We start from the raw sequence: 17,377 nt of genomic DNA, 5'->3' as shown, positions 1-17,377 counted from the left end.
TTCCACGCTGAAAGGAACGCGATGACTGTCGCGGTACGAGTGATCCCCTGCCTGGACGTGGACGCCGGGCGGGTGGTCAAGGGCGTCAACTTCGAGAACCTCCGCGACGCGGGCGACCCGGTGGAGCTGGCCCGCCGCTACGACGCGGAGGGGGCCGACGAGCTGACGTTCCTGGACATCACGGCCTCCAGTTCCGACCGGTCGACGATGTACGACGTGGTCAGCCGGACGGCCGAGCAGGTGTTCATCCCGCTCACCGTGGGCGGAGGGGTGCGCGCGGTCGAGGACGTCGACAGGCTGCTGCGGGCCGGCGCCGACAAGGTGAGCCTGAACACGGCGGCCCTCGCGAGGCCCGAGCTGCTGACCGAGGCGTCGCGGCGCTACGGGGCGCAGTGCATCGTGCTGTCGGTGGACGCCCGCAGGATCGTCGACGGCCCGCCGACGCCGTCCGGTTTCGAGGTGACCACGCACGGCGGACGCCGGGGCACCGGCATCGACGCGGTGGAGTGGGCCCGGCGGGGCGAGGAGCTCGGGGTGGGGGAGATCCTGCTCAACTCCATGGACGGTGACGGCACGCGTCACGGCTACGACCTGGAGCTGATCCGGGCCGTACGGGCCGAGGTGTCGGTTCCGATCATCGCGAGCGGCGGGGCCGGTGCCGTCGAGGACTTCCCGCCCGCGGTCGAGGCGGGGGCGGACGCGGTGCTGGCGGCGTCGGTGTTCCACTTCGGGCAGCTCAAGATCGGCGATGTCAAGGAGACGCTGAGGGTGGCGGGGCATCCGGTCCGCTGACGTCGTTCCGATTCGCCGTGGCTCGCGGAAGGGAGCCGGTAGCCGAGTTCTTTGGTGTACAAAATGCCGGTGTGCGTGAATTTGACGGCATAGGGTGACTCCGGTGAACATGATCGGCGGCTACGCGCTCAGACGTGAGCTGGGCAGGGGCGGCATGGGCGTGGTGCACCTCGCCGCGACCCCGGCGGGGAGCCTGGCCGCGGTGAAGGTGATCCATCCGCACCTGGCCCGCGACCCCGCCTTCCGGCGACGCTTCGATCGGGAGGTGGCGGCGGCGCGCAGGGTGGCGAGGTTCTGCACCGCCCCGGTGCTCGACGCCGGGGTCGAGGACGGCGTCGCCTACCTCGTCACCGAGTACGTCAGGGGACCCGACCTGGCGCAGGCCGTACGCGAGCAGGGGCCGCTCACCGGCGCCAACCTGGAGGCGCTCGCGGTCGGGATCGCCACCGCCCTCCACGCGATCCACGGGGCCGGGGTGATCCACCGCGACCTGAAACCGTCGAACGTGCTGCTCTCGCCCCTCGGCCCGCGCGTGATCGACTTCGGTATCGCGCAGCTCGTCGACACCGAGAGCCTGGCCAGCCAGGCGATCCTGGGCACCCCCGCGTTCATGGCGCCCGAGCAGGTGCGCGGCGAGCCGCTCACGCCGGCGGCCGACGTGTACGCGTGGGGCGGGGTGATCGCGTTCGCCGGTACGGGACGGTTGCCGTTCGGCGGAGGCTCGCCGTCCGAGGTCCTCTACCGGATCGTCAGCGACGGGCCGAACCTCGAAGGTCTCGACGAGAGCGTGCGCGCCGTCGTCGAGAGGGCGATGGCGAAGGACCCCGCGCGGCGGCCGAGCGCCCAGCGGCTGCTGGACGAGCTGGTCGGCGGCCGGCCGACCCCGGCGACGGCGAGTCAGGTCGTCGAGCGCGCCTGGGCGGGCGGGGGGCCGGTCGCGCCCGGGGGAGCGGGTCTGCGGGAGGGCTCGGCGGTGGCCGCAGGACCGGGCGTGGCCGGGAAGCCGGGTGCAACGGGAGGATCGGGCGCGCCTGGGGAACCGGGCGTGGTCAGGAGGCCGGGTGCGTCAGGGGAACCGGCCGTGGTCGGGGGGCCGGGTGCGCCGGGGGGATCGGCGCTGTCCGGGGAAGCGGCTGTGGCCGGGGCGCCCGTACGGTCCGGTGTCACGGTCGCGAGAAGACGGCGGTGGCCCTGGGCGGCGGGTGTCGCCGTGCTCGTGGCGGTCCTGGTGAGCGGGGTGATCCTGTACGCCGGTTCAGGCGCGCCCACGTCGCCGTACCGTGCCGGTTTCGCCGAGTCGTGGGCCGTCGGCGCGTCCGACGGAGGCAGCACCGAGCTGGACGACGGGGTCTACCTGCTGACCGCCAACCCCGGATGGCGGCTGTGGAAGTCCGCCCCCTTCTCCGAGGGTTCCGCCGGGGGTGTCGTGGTCAGCTCCAGGATGCGGCTACGGGAAGGCTCGGGGGAGTTCGGCGTGTGGTGTCGCGGCGACGCCGATACCGGAGACCGCTACGAGTTCACGGTCACCGCCTCGGGCGAGGCCTCGATCACCAAGCGGCACGACGGGCGGGGCGTCGTCCTGCACGGACCCGTACGGATGAGGAAATCCGCTGACAATCGGGTCGTCGCCCGATGCGCGCAGCAGGGCGAGCGGGTCGTCCTCGGCATGTGGCTCAACGAGGAGCCGGTCGGGGAGACCGAGGACGCCCAGGACCCCTACGGCCCCGGAGCCGTCGGCGTCCACGCGGCACCGGACACGGCCACACCCGTCCTGGTCGGGTTCCAGTCGTTCGAGGTACGCCCGGCGGAGGGGTGAGCGTGCGGTTCGGGGTGCTGGGAGCACTGCGGGTCGTCGAGGGCGAGCGTGACCTGACGCCCGGCCCCGCCAAGCACCGCGCGCTTCTGGCCGCCCTGCTGCTGAGGCCGGGACGGACGCTGACCGTCGGGCGGCTGGTCGCCGAGGTGTGGGGAGAGGAGCCGCCCGCCTCGGCGGAACCGGTGCTGCGGGTGTACGTGAGCGCGCTGCGCAAGCTCGTCGACGGGATCCGCACCGTGCCCGGCGGCTACCTCCTCGACGTCGACCCCGAGCAGGTGGACGCGCACAGGTTCGAGCGCCTGGTGGCCGCGGGCAGGCGGGCCAGGGACGCGGGCATGAGCGCGGAGGCGGCCCGCGAGCTGCGTGCCGCCCTGGCCCTGTGGCGGGGACCCGCGCTGGCCGACGTCGACTCGGCCGAACTGCGGCGGGCGTACGCCCTACCGCTGGAGGAACTGCGGCTCACCGCGCTCGAAGAGCGCGTCGAGCTGGACGTGGCGCTCGGCCGTGGCGCGGAGGTGACGGGGGAACTGCGCGCGCTCGTGACCTCGCACCCCCTGCGGGAGCGGGCCTGGGCACAGCTCGTCCTCGCGCTCGGCCAGGCGGGGCGCCGGTCGGAGGCGCTGAGCGCCTACCGGGAGGCGCGGCGGCTGCTCGTCGAAGAGCTCGGCCTTGAGCCGGGTCCCGAGCTGAACCGGGCACACGAGCGCGTGCTGAGGGGGGACGCCCTCGCACGGATCGTGCCTGGTGAGTCGGCGGGGGGTGTTCCTGTGCGGGTCGTGCCGAACGAGATCGTGCCTGATGAGACGGCGGGGGGTGTTCCTGTGCGGGTCGTGCCGAACGAGATCGTGCCTGACAAGGCGGCGGGGGGTGTCCCTGCGCGGGTCGTGCCCAACGAGACGCCGCCGGACATCGCCGACTTCACCGGGCGCCAGCGCGTCCTGGACCGGATCCGCCGGTCCGTGCCCGCCGCGGGGAGCGCGCCCGTCCACCTGGTGCTGCACGGGCCCGCGGGGGCGGGCAAGTCCGCGGTGGCGGTCCGCGCGGCCGGCGGGCTCGACTTCCCCGGCGGACGGTTGTACGTCTCGCTCGGGGCCAGGACGCCGGGCGCGGTGCTGGAGGACCTGCTGCGCTCACTCGGCTGCCCCGAGGGTGCGGTTCCCGCTCACCTGGCCGAGCGGACGCGCCTGTACCGCAGCCTGGTGAGCGGGCGGCGGCTGCTGGTGGTGCTGGACGACGCGGCCGACGCCGCTCAGGTGCGCCCGCTGCTGCCCTCGGGGCCCGGTTGCCTGACGCTGGTGACCAGCCGCTCGCCGCTGTCCGGCCTGGAGGCGGCGCGCGCCTTCGAACTCGGCGTGTTCGACACCGACGAGTCCGTGGAGATGCTCGCGCGGGTGGTGGGGGAGCGGCGGGTGCGGGCCGAGCCACGGGCGGCCGCGCGGATCGCGGTGTTGTGCGGCGGACTGCCGCTGGCGCTCAGGATCGCCGGGGCCAGGCTCGCACGGCGGCCCAGCTGGACGCTGGAGCACCTGGCCGGACGCCTTGAGGACGAGCGTGGCCGCCTCGACGAACTCAGCGCGGGAGATCTGGCCGTACGCGGCAGTCTGGCGTTCGGCTACCGCGCGCTCTCGGATCGCGAACGCCTGCTGCTGCGCCGCCTCGGCGCACTGTCCGCGCCCCACGTCGCCCCGTGGGCGGCCACCGCCGTTCTCGGGGCGCCCGCCGAGCGGTTGCTGGAGGCACTGGCCGAGGCGGGCCTGCTGCGCTCGCGCGGGCTCGACGCGAGCGGTCAGGAGAGGTACGACTGCCACGACCTGACCAGGCTTTATGCCGCCGAGCGCCTGGAGGCAGAGGAGGGAGCGCCCGCCCGGGTCCTCGCCGCCGCCACCGGGGAGATACTCGACCGCGCCCGGCGGGCGAGGACGCTGCTGCTGCCCGCCGAGCCGGGGTCCGGCCAGACCGTCGCCCGTACGGCGGAGCAGGCCGCGGACCTGGACACCGCGCGGCTGCGGGAGTCGGCCCGCTGGCTGGCCGCCGAGCGCGGGTTCCTGGTCGCGGCCGTCGCCGACCTCCAGCGAGCCGGCCTGGACGAGGCGACCTGGCGGCTCGCCTTCTACCTGACCCCGTTCTTCGAGCTGGGCGCGTACCGCGAGGACTGGAACACGGTCGTGGAACTCGGCCTGCGGGCCGCCCGGCGCGCGGGCCACCGCCACGGTGAGGCACTGCTGCTGCGATCCCTGGCCGACCTTCGCCGTACGGAGGGCCGTCTGGAGGAGGCGGCCGACGCCCTCGGACGGGCGCTTCCGCTCACCGAGGCGCACGAGGTGGCCCGCACCCGCCACCGGCTCGGCCTGGTGCGCCTCGCCCAGGGGCGGCGTCCGGAGGCGGAGGCCTGCTTCGTCGCCTGCCTGGCCGCGTTCTCGGCGGCGGGGGATCGGCGCGGCAGGGCCGATGCGCTGCGTGCCCTCGGTGGGGCGCGGCAGGCAGGCGGCAGGGCGCGGCAGGTCCTCGGTGGGGCGCGGCAGGCCGAGGACCTGCTGCGCGAGAGTCTCGCCGTCTACCGGGAACTGGGCGATCCACGCGGCGAGGCGGCCGTCTCGCTCGACCTCGCGGGGCTTCACCTGGAGCGGCGGCGCCTGGCTGAGGCGCGCGAGCGGGCCGAACGCGGCCTCGGCCTGGTCAGGCGTCTGGGGGACCGGCTCCCCGAGGCCGCGGGGCTGGTGCTCCTGGCGAGGGTGGCCCTGGCGGAGGGGCGGCCCGACATCGCCCGCGGGGGTGTGGAGGAGGCGCTGGGGACGTTCCGCGAGTACGGGGACCGCCGGGGTGCCGGGCAGGCGCTGCTCACTCTGGCAGCGGCCCTTTTGGATCTTGATGAGGTGGATGGGGCGGTTGGTGCTGTATCGGATGCTGTGGGAGAGTTTGACGCTCTCGGCGACAAGGACGGCCTCGCCGAGGCCGAAGAGCTCGCCCGTGAGGTGTCGCGGCGCCGTGGCCTGCGCGTATAGCGCGCTATACGGTTTCTGAAGGCGGATCTCCTACGGTCGGGCTCGATGTGATCCACAACGGGCGGAGGCGGTACGGGATGCGAAGAGGGACCACGCCGGTGGCGGTCGTGGCGGTGGTGGCCGCGATGCTGAGCGGCTGCGGGATGCTTCCTGGGCAGCAGGGGGGCGGCGGCGAGGAGAGGCAGCCGGTCTCGCAGAAATCGCAGGAATCGCAGGGCTCACCGGAGGAGCGGGCGACGAGTACGGCGGATGTCACGGAGGCCACGGCGACCGGCGATCCCGGTGAGCCCGCACCTGCGGAGCAGGAGAGGGTGATCGCCCGCAGGGAGGTCAAGGCGAGCGGCGCGGACCTGACCGTGGAGATCACCGGTCTCAAGCGCCAGGGCCGGCTTTCCACGCTGACCTGGAAGGTCACCAACAACAGCGACGACCGGTGGCAGATGAACAGCGACATGGGCGACACCCCGGGCGGCCTCGGCCTGACCGTGGCCGGGATCAGCCTCGTCGACCCGGTCAACGGCAAGCGGTACGTCGTCGCGCGCACCGGGAAGTATCCCCGGGCCAAGTGCCTGTGCTCCGATTACGACGTGTTCACCGAGGCCGGCGAGGTGCTGCCCCTGCACGCCACGTTCGCCGCCCCGCCGCCGGACGTCACGAAGATCAATGTGGACCTCAAGGTGCTGGGTGTGTTCACCGATGTCCCGATCTCCTGAGCGCCTCACGATCCTGTTCCTCGGACTCGCCCTGGTCGTCACGGGGTTCGTGCCGGCCGCGTGGGCGGATCCGGGTGGCGACGCCGTGGCCGAGGTGGAGGATGTCATCGCGGTCGTCGAGGACATCGTGGCCGAGGTGGAGTCCCTCGACGGCGCCGAGAGCGAGTCGCGACAGGGCGAGAAGGTCACCGTGGCGCTCACCAGCGACGTGCTGTTCGCGCTCGACAAGGCCGTGCTGACTTCGAAGGCTCGGCAGCGGCTGGGACAGGTCGCCGCGAAGGTCCGGGCCGACTCCGCGGGCGGGACGGTCGGGATCGAGGGGCACACCGACGACCAGGGCGACGACGCCTACAACGCCGCGCTCTCGCTTCGGCGGGCGCAGGCCGTACGGCAGGCGCTTCAGGGGACGCTCACGGGCGTGACCTTCCAGGTCGAGGGCTTCGGCGAGAGGCGGCCCCGGGTGCCCAACGTCGTCCAGGGGCGGGCACTGGAGGAGAACCGGGCGAAGAACCGGAGAGTGGAGATCGTGTTCACCGCCAGGGAGTGAAGCTCGGAGGGCTTCTGCGGTGCTTCGCGGTTGGGCGTGTGTTGCCTGTTGCGGGGTTGAGTGTGCTTCCTGGTTGAGCGTGTCCTACGGTGTGGTTTCCGCACGTCGGGGCTTCCTGTGTTCGCCGCTGTGCTGGAGTTCGACTCCGTGATCGCCAGCGCCGGTGCGGCTGGGGAAGGACCGTTTACGTCCGACCTGTGTCGGTGTTCCGGAGCGGGGTTCGCGCTGCGGCGGGCCGGTGCTCCGGGCGGCCGTCGTGGTGAGGGTCTGGTTCTTCAGGCCTCCGGCCTGCTCGGGCGCGCGGGGTTGCGCTTTTTTATAAGCCGCCCGGAACACCGGCCCGCCTCCGCGCACGGCGGCTCCGTCGCATGAGGGTGCGGGCCGTAGTCGCTCCGTTTCCGGCCGCCCAGAGTGCTTTCCCGCGCTGAAGCCTTCGTGCGGGGAGGTTTCTTGGGTGGCCGCCGTAGCTGAAGCGCCGCTGCGGAAAGGAGCGCAGGGCTGGGCTCCTTGGCGTACGGGGGGTGGGTGCGCACGGGTCTGGCGGTACGTGATCCCGGTGAGGGTGATCGGTGGCTATGTGCTCATGCCTGAGCCGGGCCGGGGTGGCATGGGTGCGAGGGTTCCGGGGTCGATCGTCAGGGGGACGGGACCGGGCAGGGTGGCGGTGGTACCTGGGGCGAGGGCGGCCACCTGCCTGTAGAGGTCGCCGTCGAGCTGGTAGCGCGGCGAACGCCATCGCGCACACGAGCAGCGGGAGCCCCGAGGGGACGTTCATCGTCGAGTTGACCCGCAGGACGACAGGCGTTCGGATCACCGTCTATGACTGCGGCCGGGGCGCCACCCCCCGGTTCGGCCCGCGACGTGACGCCGATCCGCTCGCCGAGGGCGGCCGGGGTCTGGCCGTGGTCGCCGCCCTGGCCTCCAGGGTCGGCTTCCGTGGCACCCAGACGAAGGGCCACGCGGTCTGGGCAGAGATCATTACGGTCTGATGGCTTCAGGTTTAAGAGCCTTCGCGGTGATGTCTTTCGCACCCGTGTCCCCTGCCGAAGATGATCCGCGCGATGCGGCGCCGCATCTCGTTCGCTGGCATCATTGGATGCGGGCGAAGCGAGGAGGAGCCGAGATGTCGGATGATTCGAGGACGTTCAGCGAGCTCCTCGCACTGGCGGCGGAGCGTGACGGTTACAAGGTCGAGTGGTATGCCGGGAAGATCGTGATGCAGGCGTCCGCATCCGCCTTCCATAATCTGATCGTCAGCGAGACGATCCGTCAGATTCCTTCTGATGCGTGGTGGGCTCTGCCCGACATGGGGGTCGGGACTCCGGGTGATCATCGGGGGCCGCAGCCCGACATTGTGATCATTCCTGCCGGAAGTCTCAGCGACGACGAGAACCCGGTTCGTAAGGAGATCGTGGCGGCGGTCATCGAGGTGGTGTCGAAGAACACCCGTTCCGAGGACTACGGCGACAAGCCGGAGGCGTACGCCTCGATGGGGATTCCCGTCTACGTGATCATCGACCGGAAGTGCGAGACCATCAGGGTGTTCAGCGAGCCCGATGTCAACCGCTACACCCGCGAGAACGTGAGCTCCTTCGGCAAGCCGTTCACGCTGCCGGAGCCGGTGCTGCTGACGATCGGCACGGAGGGTTATCCGGCCGCCCTGTAGCGGCGGTGGTGCGGCGGGCCCGGTGACCTTCCCTACCAGTCACCGGTGCCGAAGGTGTTCTCGTCGCGGTCGCCGTCCGTCACCCACCACAGGGACGGCGCCGAGCCCCATTCCGGTAGGTGATTGACGGGGGGCCAGGTCAGCAGCAGTTCGTCCCGGCCGTCGCCGTCGTAGTCGGCCGACGTTCGGGGAAACGCCGGGCGTTCGTCGGGGCGCAGCTTCCGGCCCGTCGGGTCCGTGGCCGGTCCGAGCCGGTGGATCGTCCTCCCGCCGCGTCGCAGCCCGTTTCCCCCGCCGTGGAGGAGTTCGACGCCGTCGGGGCGGCGGGCGATCGCGAGGTCGTCGGTCCCGTCGCCGTCGTAATCTCCTGCCACCACCGTCCGCGCGGCTTTGACGTTCCTGAACACCTGTGGCACGCGCCGGGCCCCGCCGAAGTAGACGGTCATCACGCCGTCGACGTGGGGCGGCTCGGTCTCGTACCCCGGCTCGTTGTTGCGGCCGCCGCTGTCGGCGACCACGACGTCGCCCCTGCCGTCCCCGTCGAAGTCCCCCAACGCGACGGCGTTGCCCTCGTTCAGCCGCCGGCTTCGGTGGGGCAGCCCGCCGGGGCCGCCCCTGAGGAGCCACGACGCCGACTGCCCGCCGTCGTTCGACTCGCGCACGAGCAGGTCGGTGGCGCGCCTTCCGCCGATCCTGCCCGCGACCAGGCCGCCGGAGTCCAGGGTGACCTCCGACGGATGGACGACGCGACGGTGGGGGACGCCCTCCCGGGTGAACGGCCCGTACAGCACGGCCAGGCTCTTCATGGTCGAGTCGTTCCCGCTCGCTCCCTCCGTTGTCGGTGTCCACAGCGCCAGATCGGCCGCGCCGTCGCCGTCGAAGTCGCCCGGCACCGTTTCCGCGCGGAAGTTGTCGGGGGGTGCCGGGGTTCGGACGGCGGTCGGTGGCGCCTCCGGATCCACCCCCTCCGGGCCGCCCCACAGGATGTGCGGGATGTCCGGGGGGCTGCCCGCCCTCGCCACGTGGCCGTGGACGAGGACGTCGGCGAAGCCGTCGCCGTCGAGGTCGGCCGTGCTCGTGGACCCGCCGAACTCAAGATGGATGCCGGGCACCACCGTTCTGGTCCGGGGGTTCAGGCCGCCCTTCGAGCCGTACACGATCACGAGGTCGGGTGACCAGGAGTCGTGGGACATGACGAGGGTCAGGTCCGCGAAGCCGTCGCCGTTGACGTCGCCGGGCTCTCGGCCGCCCTTTCCCGCGGGGGGCGGTGATGCCTGCGACCGTAGCGACGCGGGCCGGGGGGACGGCGACGGTGGCGGCGGTGGCGGCGGCGGTGGCGGTTCGGGGAGCAGCGCCGACGGTGTCACGTACGGGGCCGGAGACGCGTCCCGCCCGTCTCCGAGGCTGCATCCGCCGAGCAGGAGGACGAGTGCCAGGGCCGTTCCGGTTCTGGTTTTTATCGCGCCCTCCCACATGTATGGGGATATTAGGACCTAGAAGACCCGGAAGTGGTGGAACATCTCGTAGGCGGCGTCCTGGGCGGCGAAGGACCTCGCCTCGGAGCGTTTGACGGCGAGGTAGGCGGAGGCGCGCAGGGGGCCGAGGGCGTTCATGAGGACGTCGTCGGACTCCAGGGCGTCCAGGGCCTCGTCCAGGGAGGCGGGGAGGCGGGGGACGCGTCCGGAGGGGAGGGTCGCGGGGTCGACGTTGACGGGGTCGCCGGGGTCGAGGCCGCGGCGGATGCCGTCCAGGCCGGCGTGGATGACGGCGCCCAGCGACAGGTAGGGGTTGGCCGAGGAGTCGGAGGGCTTGAGCTCCAGGTTGGCGGACGCTGAGGTGTCGCGGCCCGTGGGGGAGCAGATCCGTACCGCCGCCTCGCGGTTGTCCATGCCGTAGCAGGCGTACGCGCTCGACCACGATCTCGGTGTCAGGCGCCGGAAGCTGTTCACCGAGCCGCAGGTGAGGGCGGTGAGTGCGGGGAGGTGGGTGATCAGGCCGCCGATGAAGTGATAGGCGGTGGCCGACATGCCGTAGCGGTCGGAGGGGTCGGCGAAGGTGTTGGCGCGCAGTGCGGTGTCCCAGAGGGAGAGGTGGAGGTGGGCGCCGTTGCCGGGCTGGCCGGCGAGGGGTTTGGGGGCGAGGGAGGCCCACATCGACATGCGGGTGGCGACGCCTCTCACCGTCTCGCGGTAGATGACGTGGTTGTCGGCGGTCTGGAGGGCGGGGGCGTGACGGATCGACAGTTCGTGCTGGCCGTGGCCGAGTTCGGGATGGTAGTGCTCGGGCCGCAGCCCTTGTCTTTCCAGGGCGTGGAGCAGGGCCATCGTGTAGTCGTGGAGCTGGTTGAAGCCGACGGTGGAGTAACACAGGCTGTCGTCGGCGGGGATGAGGCGGTCCGGGCCGCCCTCGGGGTCGGGTACGCGGCGGCCGAGGGTGAACTCGGGTTCGTAGGCGGCGACGAGGGTGTGGCCCTCGGCGGCCAGGGCGGCGACGGCCTCGCGCAGGAAGGTGCGCGGGCAGACGGGCCAGGAGGAGCCGTCGACCTGGCGCAGGTCCGCCAGCATGGCCGCGCTGCCGGGAGCGTAGGGCAGGTGGACGAACGTGGCAGGGTCGGGGACGAGACGGACCTCCCCGACGGGGCCGAGGCCCTCGACGTCCTGGAGTTCGTCGAGCATGTTCATCGCCATCATCCCCACGGTGTGCCCGATGCCGGTGTGGAGCCGCTCCGCGAGCCGGGGGTGGGAGGTGGCCTTGCCCCTGATCACGCCGCCGTGGTCGGCGTACAGGAAGCGGATGAGTTCGACGCCCTCGGTGTCGGCGCGTTCGATGGCGCGAAGGGCCGCGGCGTCGAGTGTGTGAGGAGCGGTCATCGCCTGGTGATCTCCTATGCCTCCTGCGCGATACGTCCTCTGGGGAGGGAGAGCCTCCGGGATGCTCCGGGGAGGTCGTGGGGTTACGGTCCGCGGTTATGTGGTGAGTACGTCGGCGGTGCCGTTGTCGGAGCAGGGGGAGCTCGACGGGGGGAGGGGTGCGGGGGGTGAGTCGGCGCAGCGGCAGGTGATGGTGATCGTCACCGTGCCGGTGGTGCACCCGCTGGAGGGGGCGCAGGCCTCGACCGGGACCGTCCAGGTGCCCGGTACCCGGGAGGTGCCGCCGAGCAGGCCGTCGGCGTCGAGCGTGATCCCGGCGGGAAGCAGGGTGGGGCTGGTCACCTTGAAGGAGAGCCTCTCGCCGGTCGGGTTGGCCAGCGTGATCCTTCCCGTCAGCGGCCGGTCGACGGCGGTGCCGAAGTGGCCGAGGAGGGGGTGGGCCGAGAGGGAGGAGGGACCTTTCGTGCTCCCTGAGCTCTCCGACGCCTCTATGCCTGCCGGGCTTCCCTGCGCTTCCGTGCCTCTCAGGATTTCCGGGGCTTGTGTGCCGCTCGGAGCTTCGGTGGCGGGGGCCCGGACGGTGATCTGGGGGGAGGGGGGTGCCGGCATGGGGTCCGGTGTCGGGGTCGCGAAGGCGACTCCCGGGGTCGCCAGCACGCCGCACGTGACGGCTCCCGCGATGATCGCCCCGAGCCCGGGGAACCTCTGCCTGCCGTGCATGAAACGATCCCCCGTACGAGAAACGGATTTCCCACCCAGGGTGCAGGAAAGATCATCAAGGGAGTGCCGTGATGTCTTCCGTGGTCACCCATGATCGGGTCAGGACGTTCGTCGTACGGGCACCACCCTGGTTCCGTACCACTCTGTACGGTGGGGCCGCGCGGCTTCGGGCGGCGGGGTGCGAGGGGGACCTCGTGGGGGCGGGCGGTTTCCGGCGACCGTCGCGATACGTTTCCGGGATCGGCGGGGCCGACGGCATGACTTTCGAGGCGGGGGGTGTGCGCTCCCCTGTGGATCAGACGGGAACGCGGGTGGCGCGGTTAGGGGCGGGAGGGGACCCGCCGGGTGGTTAGGTGAGCACGCGGGTGAAGAACAGAGCCAATTGGTCTGCTCCCCTGATGATCCCGTCGAAGACTCCGTTGACCGCGCTCGCCGCCTCGGCGGGCTTGGTGAACAGATAGAAGACCACGAAAGCTACCGCGAGGTAGGTGAGGATCTTCTTTACCTGCATGGGGGCCTCCTGGCAGTTCCAATCCCAGCCGTATATACCCGAATTTTATCGATCATTGGCATCTGCGGCCCGGGTGGCTCCCGGATTTTCGATGATCATACCCGTCCCGCGGAAGCAAACCGTGGTCTGGTCGGGAGTTTGGCATAGGTCACACTCGCCATCGTGGGGTCGCGAGGCGCTCCTGTCCAATCTTCACTGCCAGGTATACCGGTAGGGCTAGATCGGCGCCGCTCGTACGCCGATCCCGGGGAGCGTCTTTGCCCGCCCGGTGATCGGCTCCACGTTTCCCTCAGACCCCCAGGGAGGCGTCCATCAGCCGGGCCACGGCCTCGTCGTCACCGTTCACGGTCACCTTGGCGTGGGACTGGCGCCCGAAGCAGAACAGCAGCAGCTCCCCGGCCGTGCCCGTCACCTCGACCTGGGGACCCTCCTTGGCGCCGCCGACGGCCGTGCCGCCGCCGGCGCGGTGCAGGACGACCTGGACGGGGGCGCGGCGCAGGAACAGCCGGGCGCCCCGGTGGATCTGCTTCCAGAACCGCTCCTCCAGCTCGGCGGGCAGCTCCCGCGGCTCCCAGACCCGCTGTGCCCGCCGTACGTCCTCGTGGTGGACGAAGAACTCCGTGGTGTTGGCCGCCTCGTCCAGGCCGGGCAGGCGGTAGGGCCCCCCGGGGCCGGAGCGTACGAGCTCGACGAGGCCCGCGTACCCCTTCCTGGTCTTCATGGACTCCTGCACCCTGGCGGTGTGGCTGGCCAGCGGCTTGAGGAGGATGCCTGCGGCGGCGTCGGGGCGGCGTTCGCGGACGACGAGGTGGGCGGCGAGGTCGAAGGTGGTCCAGCCCTCACAGAGGGTGGGAGCGTCCGGGCCGAGCCGGGTGAACAGGTCGCTGAGCGCGGCTCGTTCGGTGCGGGCGTAGTGCATGTGTGGTCCTGACAACGTCGTTGGGCGGGCGATCAGAGGGGTGGGCGTGACATTGCCGAAGGTGGTTCGGGAATAACCGCTTGATCCACAGTGATAGGGACTTAGGTAGCAACGTTCCCCCGTCGAAAGGACATCCCCCGCGTGGCGAGCAAGATGACCGGCGCAGTCATGCGTAAGGGACTCGGGGTCCTGGGGGTGGCGGTTCGGGCGGAGAAGCCGATCTTCTCCGCCGCGGTGCTGTCCAGTGCCCTGTACGGCGTGATGACCGTCGCCTCGGCGTGGGCGCTGGGCTGGGCCACCGACCACGTCGTGCTCCCCGCCTTCAGGGACGGGCAGATCACGACGGGCACCCTCGCCGTCGGCGCGCTCCTCATCATGGGGGCGTCCCTGATCAAGGCGCTGGGTGTGGCGGGACGGCGGTATTTTGCCGGGGTCATGCAGTATCGGATGCAGGCACGCTCCCGCCGGGACGTCACCCGCCAGTATCTGAGGCTTCCCCTGGCCTGGCACCACAGGCACCCGACCGGGCAGCTGCTGTCCAACGCCGGGTCCGATGTGGAGGCCGCCTGGGCGCCGCTCGCCCCGCTGCCGATGGCGGTCGGCGTGGTCGTGATGCTGGTCACCGCCGCCGTCGCCATGGTGATCACCGATCCGATCCTCGCCCTCGTCGGTTTCCTGGTCTTTCCCGCGATCGCCGTGCTCAACCTGGTCTACCAGCGCAGACTGAACCCGCTCGCCACCCGCGCGCAGCAGTTGCGCGCCGAGGTCAGCGAGATCGCCCACGAGAGCTTCGACGGCGCCCTGGTCGTCAAGACCCTCGGCCGCGAGGACGAGGAGACCGCGAGGTTCCTGGCCAAGGCCGAGGAGCTGCGCGACGCCAACATCGCCGTGGGCCGGGTCCGCGGCCTGTTCGACCCGCTGCTTGAGGCGCTGCCCACCCTCGGCGTGCTCGCCGTGCTGCTGATCGGCGCGATGCGGCTGGAGAGCGGCGCGATCGGCTCCGGGGTGCTCGTCCAGGTCGCCTACCTGTTCACCCTGCTGGCCTTCCCGATCCGCGCGCTGGGCTGGGTGCTCGCCGAGCTGCCCCGCGCCGTCGTCGGCTACGAGCGGATCCAGGCCGTGCTCGAGGCCACCGGTTCCATGGAGCACGGCGCCGTCGAGCTGCCCGGCAAGGAACCGGCCAGGCTGGAGGTCCGCGGCCTCGGCTACGCCTACGGCGACGGGGAGTTCCCCGTCCTGCGCGACGTGAGCCTGGAGGTCGCCTCCGGCCGCACCGTCGCTCTGGTCGGCCCCACCGGGTCCGGCAAGTCGACACTCGCCCAGACCCTCGTCCGCCTGGTCGACCCGGCGGAGGGCGTGGTGCTCGTGGACGGCACGGATCTGCGCGACGTCGCCAGGAACGGGGTGAGCGACGCGGTGGCGCTGGTGCCGCAGCAGACGTTCCTGTTCGACGACACCGTACGCGGCAACGTCACCCTCGGCCTGGAGGTCGGCGACGAGGAGGTCTGGGCGGCGCTGCGCCTGGCGCAGGCCGAGGGGTTCGTCAGCGCGCTGCCCTCGGGGCTGGACACCCGGGTCGGCGAGCGCGGCACCAGCCTGTCGGGCGGCCAGCGCCAGCGGATCGCCCTGGCCCGCGCCCTGGTGCGCTGCCCGCGGCTGCTCGTGCTCGACGACGCCACCTCCAGCGTCGACCCGCAGGTCGAGGCGAGGATCCTGTACGGGCTGCGGGACGCGGCCCAGGTCTCCACCGTGGTCGTCATCGCCTACCGGATGGCGACCATCGCCCTGGCCGACGAGGTCGTCTATCTCGACCACGGCCGGGTCGTCGACCGGGGCGGCCACGCGGAGCTGCTCGCCCGCTGCGAGGGCTACCGCAACCTGGTTACCGCCTACGAACGCCAGGGCGCCGAGCGGGAGGCGCTCGACGCCGAGCGAGAGGAAGAGGTCAGCGCGTGAGGAAGCACTACCGGCTCAGGGGGCGTCCTGCCGAGCCGACGCGGGGCCTGCTGAAAGGACGGTGCCGGTGAGCTCGTTCCAGGGGGTCGAGCGCTCGGGGCTGGCCACCGTCAGGCACGGCCTGTCGCTCACGCCGGAGTTCCGCAAGGGGCTGGCCGGGACGCTCGCGCTCGCCGTGGTCGCCACGGCCGGCAAGATCATCGTGCCGATCGCCGTCCAGCAGACCATCGACAGGGGCCTCGGGGGAGGGGCCCCGGACGTGGCCTACATCCGCACCGCCGTGCTGCTGTGCGCCGCGGCCGTGGCGTTCACCGCGCTGTGCGCGTACCTGATGAACGTCCGCCTCTACAAGGCCACCGAGTCCTCTCTCGCCACGCTCAGGGTGCGCGGTTTCCGGCACGTGCACGACCTGTCGGTGCTCACCCAGAACACCGAGCGCCGCGGCGCCCTCGTCTCGCGGGTCACCGGCGACGTCGACCAGATCAGCGTGTTCATGCAGTGGGGCGGGCTGATGATCATCATCGCCCTGGGGCAGCTCCTGGTCGCCACCGGGCTGATGTTCGTCTACTCCTGGCAGCTCGCCCTGGTGGTGTGGGCGTGCTTCCTGCCGCTCATGGTCGTCCTGCCGCGCTTCCAGCGCTGGCTCTCCGGCGCCTACACGCGGGTCCGCGAGCGCACCGGCGACATGCTCTCGGCCGTGAGCGAGTCGGTCGTGGGCGCGGCCGTGATCAGGGCACACGGCTCGGAGGCCCGTACGGCGGAGCGGCTCGACGTCGCGATCGACGCCAACAAGGCGGCGCAGGCGCGCACCCAGCGGATCGTCGCGACCGTGTTCCCGCTGACCGAGATCGTCGCCGCCGTCGCGCTGGCCGCGGTGGTGCTGGTCGGGGTGCGGCTCGGGCTGGCGGGCGACATCACCGAGGGGCGCCTGGTCGCCTTCCTGTTCCTCATCACGCTGTTCGTCTCGCCGATGCAGGTCGCCACCGAGGTGCTCAACGAGGCGCAGAACGCCGTGGCCGGATGGCGGCGCGTCCTCGGCGTGCTCGACACCCCCGCCGACGTCGCGGACCCGGGCCCGGACGGTGTCGAGCTGCCGCGTGGTCCCATCTCGGTCTCCTTCGAGGACGTGGGGTTCTCCTATCCCGGAGGGGCGCCGGTGCTGCACGGGGTCTCGGCGCGGATCCCGCCGCGCTCGCGGATCGCGGTGGTGGGGGAGACCGGCTCCGGCAAGACGACCTTCGCCAAGCTGCTCACCCGCCTGATGGACCCGGTCTCGGGGCGGATCACGATCGACGGCCACGACCTGCGCGACGTGCGCTTCTCCTCGCTGCGCAGCCGCATCGTGATGGTGCCGCAGGACGGGTTCCTGTTCGACGGCACCCTGGGGGAGAACATCGGTTTCGGCCGCCCCTCGGCGACCGAGGAGGAGATCCGGCTCGCCATGACCGAGCTGGGGCTCGCCGATTGGCTGGAGGGGTTGCCCGCAGGCCTGTCGACCAGGGTCGGCCAGCGCGGCGAGTCGCTGTCGGCGGGCGAACGCCAGCTCGTCGCGCTCGCCCGCGCCTACCTGGCCGACCCCGACCTGCTGCTGCTCGACGAGGCCACCTCCGCGGTGGACCCGGCGACGGAGGTGCGGCTGGCCCGCGCCCTGGAGGGCGCCACGCGGGGCCGCACCGCCGTCTCCATCGCCCACCGGCTCTCCACCGCCGAGGCGGCGGACGAGGTGTTCGTCTTCGACAAGGGGCGGATCGTGCAACGCGGCCCGCACGCCGAGCTGGTCCGCGAGCCCGGTGTCTACGCCGACCTGCACGCCTCCTGGGTCTCCTCGGCCCGCTCCTAGCCGTTTCCGCACGTGACGCCGATCG

The 17,377-nt window shown here is 71.9% G+C and carries 14 protein-coding genes; 9 read left to right on the top strand and 5 right to left on the bottom strand.

What is annotated here, in order from left to right:
* Positions 1 to 21 precede the first annotated feature (21 nt).
* From hisF to AB0B96_RS00785, 7 genes are all read left to right on the top strand, one after another.
* Positions 22 to 792, top strand: coding sequence for an imidazole glycerol phosphate synthase subunit HisF (hisF, locus tag AB0B96_RS00815; protein ID WP_350950337.1), 771 nt, complete (start codon positions 22 to 24; stop codon positions 790 to 792).
* A 109-nt stretch (positions 793 to 901) separates the two neighbouring features.
* Positions 902 to 2,608, top strand: coding sequence for a serine/threonine-protein kinase (locus AB0B96_RS00810; protein WP_362895828.1), 1,707 nt, complete (start codon positions 902 to 904; stop codon positions 2,606 to 2,608).
* Positions 2,605 to 5,610, top strand: a complete 3,006-nt coding sequence (locus AB0B96_RS00805; protein WP_362895343.1) for a BTAD domain-containing putative transcriptional regulator — start codon at positions 2,605 to 2,607, stop codon at positions 5,608 to 5,610. The genes AB0B96_RS00810 and AB0B96_RS00805 overlap by 4 nt, the downstream gene beginning before the upstream one ends.
* A 77-nt stretch (positions 5,611 to 5,687) precedes the next feature.
* Positions 5,688 to 6,323: a hypothetical protein gene (locus AB0B96_RS00800; RefSeq protein WP_362895341.1), complete on the top strand. Its 636-nt coding sequence runs from the start codon at positions 5,688 to 5,690 to the stop codon at positions 6,321 to 6,323.
* A complete protein-coding gene (locus AB0B96_RS00795) occupies positions 6,307 to 6,870 on the top strand; it encodes an OmpA family protein (protein ID WP_362895339.1) in 564 nt (187 codons plus the stop codon). Before AB0B96_RS00800 ends, AB0B96_RS00795 begins: the two co-directional genes overlap by 17 nt.
* 575 nt (positions 6,871 to 7,445) lie before the next feature.
* The gene (locus AB0B96_RS00790) at positions 7,446 to 7,859 is read left to right on the top strand and encodes an ATP-binding protein (protein WP_362895826.1); all 414 of its coding nucleotides are present in this window, start codon (positions 7,446 to 7,448) and stop codon (positions 7,857 to 7,859) included.
* 44 nt (positions 7,860 to 7,903) lie between these two features.
* Positions 7,904 to 8,536, top strand: a complete 633-nt coding sequence (locus tag AB0B96_RS00785; RefSeq protein ID WP_362895337.1) for a Uma2 family endonuclease — start codon at positions 7,904 to 7,906, stop codon at positions 8,534 to 8,536.
* A gap of 32 nt (positions 8,537 to 8,568) precedes the next feature.
* Here the strand turns inward: AB0B96_RS00785 and AB0B96_RS00780 are convergent, their stop codons facing one another.
* The 5 genes from AB0B96_RS00780 to AB0B96_RS00760 form a co-directional block, all read right to left on the bottom strand.
* A complete protein-coding gene (locus AB0B96_RS00780; protein ID WP_362895335.1) occupies positions 8,569 to 10,011 on the bottom strand; it encodes a VCBS repeat-containing protein in 1,443 nt (480 codons plus the stop codon).
* An 18-nt stretch (positions 10,012 to 10,029) separates the two neighbouring features.
* Positions 10,030 to 11,406, bottom strand: coding sequence for a glutamine synthetase family protein (locus AB0B96_RS00775; protein ID WP_362895333.1), 1,377 nt, complete (start codon positions 11,404 to 11,406; stop codon positions 10,030 to 10,032).
* A gap of 96 nt (positions 11,407 to 11,502) precedes the next feature.
* Complete coding sequence (locus tag AB0B96_RS00770; protein ID WP_362895331.1) at positions 11,503 to 12,126, bottom strand: putative Ig domain-containing protein; 624 nt, start codon at positions 12,124 to 12,126, stop codon at positions 11,503 to 11,505.
* Positions 12,127 to 12,475: 349 nt separating this feature from the next.
* Complete coding sequence (locus AB0B96_RS00765; protein ID WP_344744406.1) at positions 12,476 to 12,637, bottom strand: hypothetical protein; 162 nt, start codon at positions 12,635 to 12,637, stop codon at positions 12,476 to 12,478.
* Positions 12,638 to 12,926: 289 nt separating this feature from the next.
* On the bottom strand, positions 12,927 to 13,556 hold the full coding sequence (locus tag AB0B96_RS00760) for a TIGR03085 family metal-binding protein (protein WP_362895329.1): 630 nt from the start codon (positions 13,554 to 13,556) through the stop codon (positions 12,927 to 12,929).
* A gap of 153 nt (positions 13,557 to 13,709) precedes the next feature.
* On the opposite strand from AB0B96_RS00760, the gene AB0B96_RS00755 reads away from it, so the two are divergent.
* Together AB0B96_RS00755 and AB0B96_RS00750 are read left to right on the top strand one after the other, a co-directional pair.
* Positions 13,710 to 15,512 (top strand): ABC transporter ATP-binding protein, encoded by a 1,803-nt coding sequence (locus AB0B96_RS00755; RefSeq protein ID WP_362895824.1) that lies wholly within the window; start codon positions 13,710 to 13,712, stop codon positions 15,510 to 15,512.
* Between the two features lie 67 nt (positions 15,513 to 15,579).
* Positions 15,580 to 17,352: an ABC transporter ATP-binding protein gene (locus AB0B96_RS00750; protein ID WP_362895327.1), complete on the top strand. Its 1,773-nt coding sequence runs from the start codon at positions 15,580 to 15,582 to the stop codon at positions 17,350 to 17,352.
* Positions 17,353 to 17,377 lie beyond the last annotated feature (25 nt).

The sequence above is a fragment of the Streptosporangium sp. NPDC049046 genome (assembly GCF_040649155.1).
Classification (GTDB): Bacteria; Actinomycetota; Actinomycetes; order Streptosporangiales; family Streptosporangiaceae; genus Streptosporangium.
This window is presented reverse-complemented; position numbering and strand designations above follow the sequence as displayed.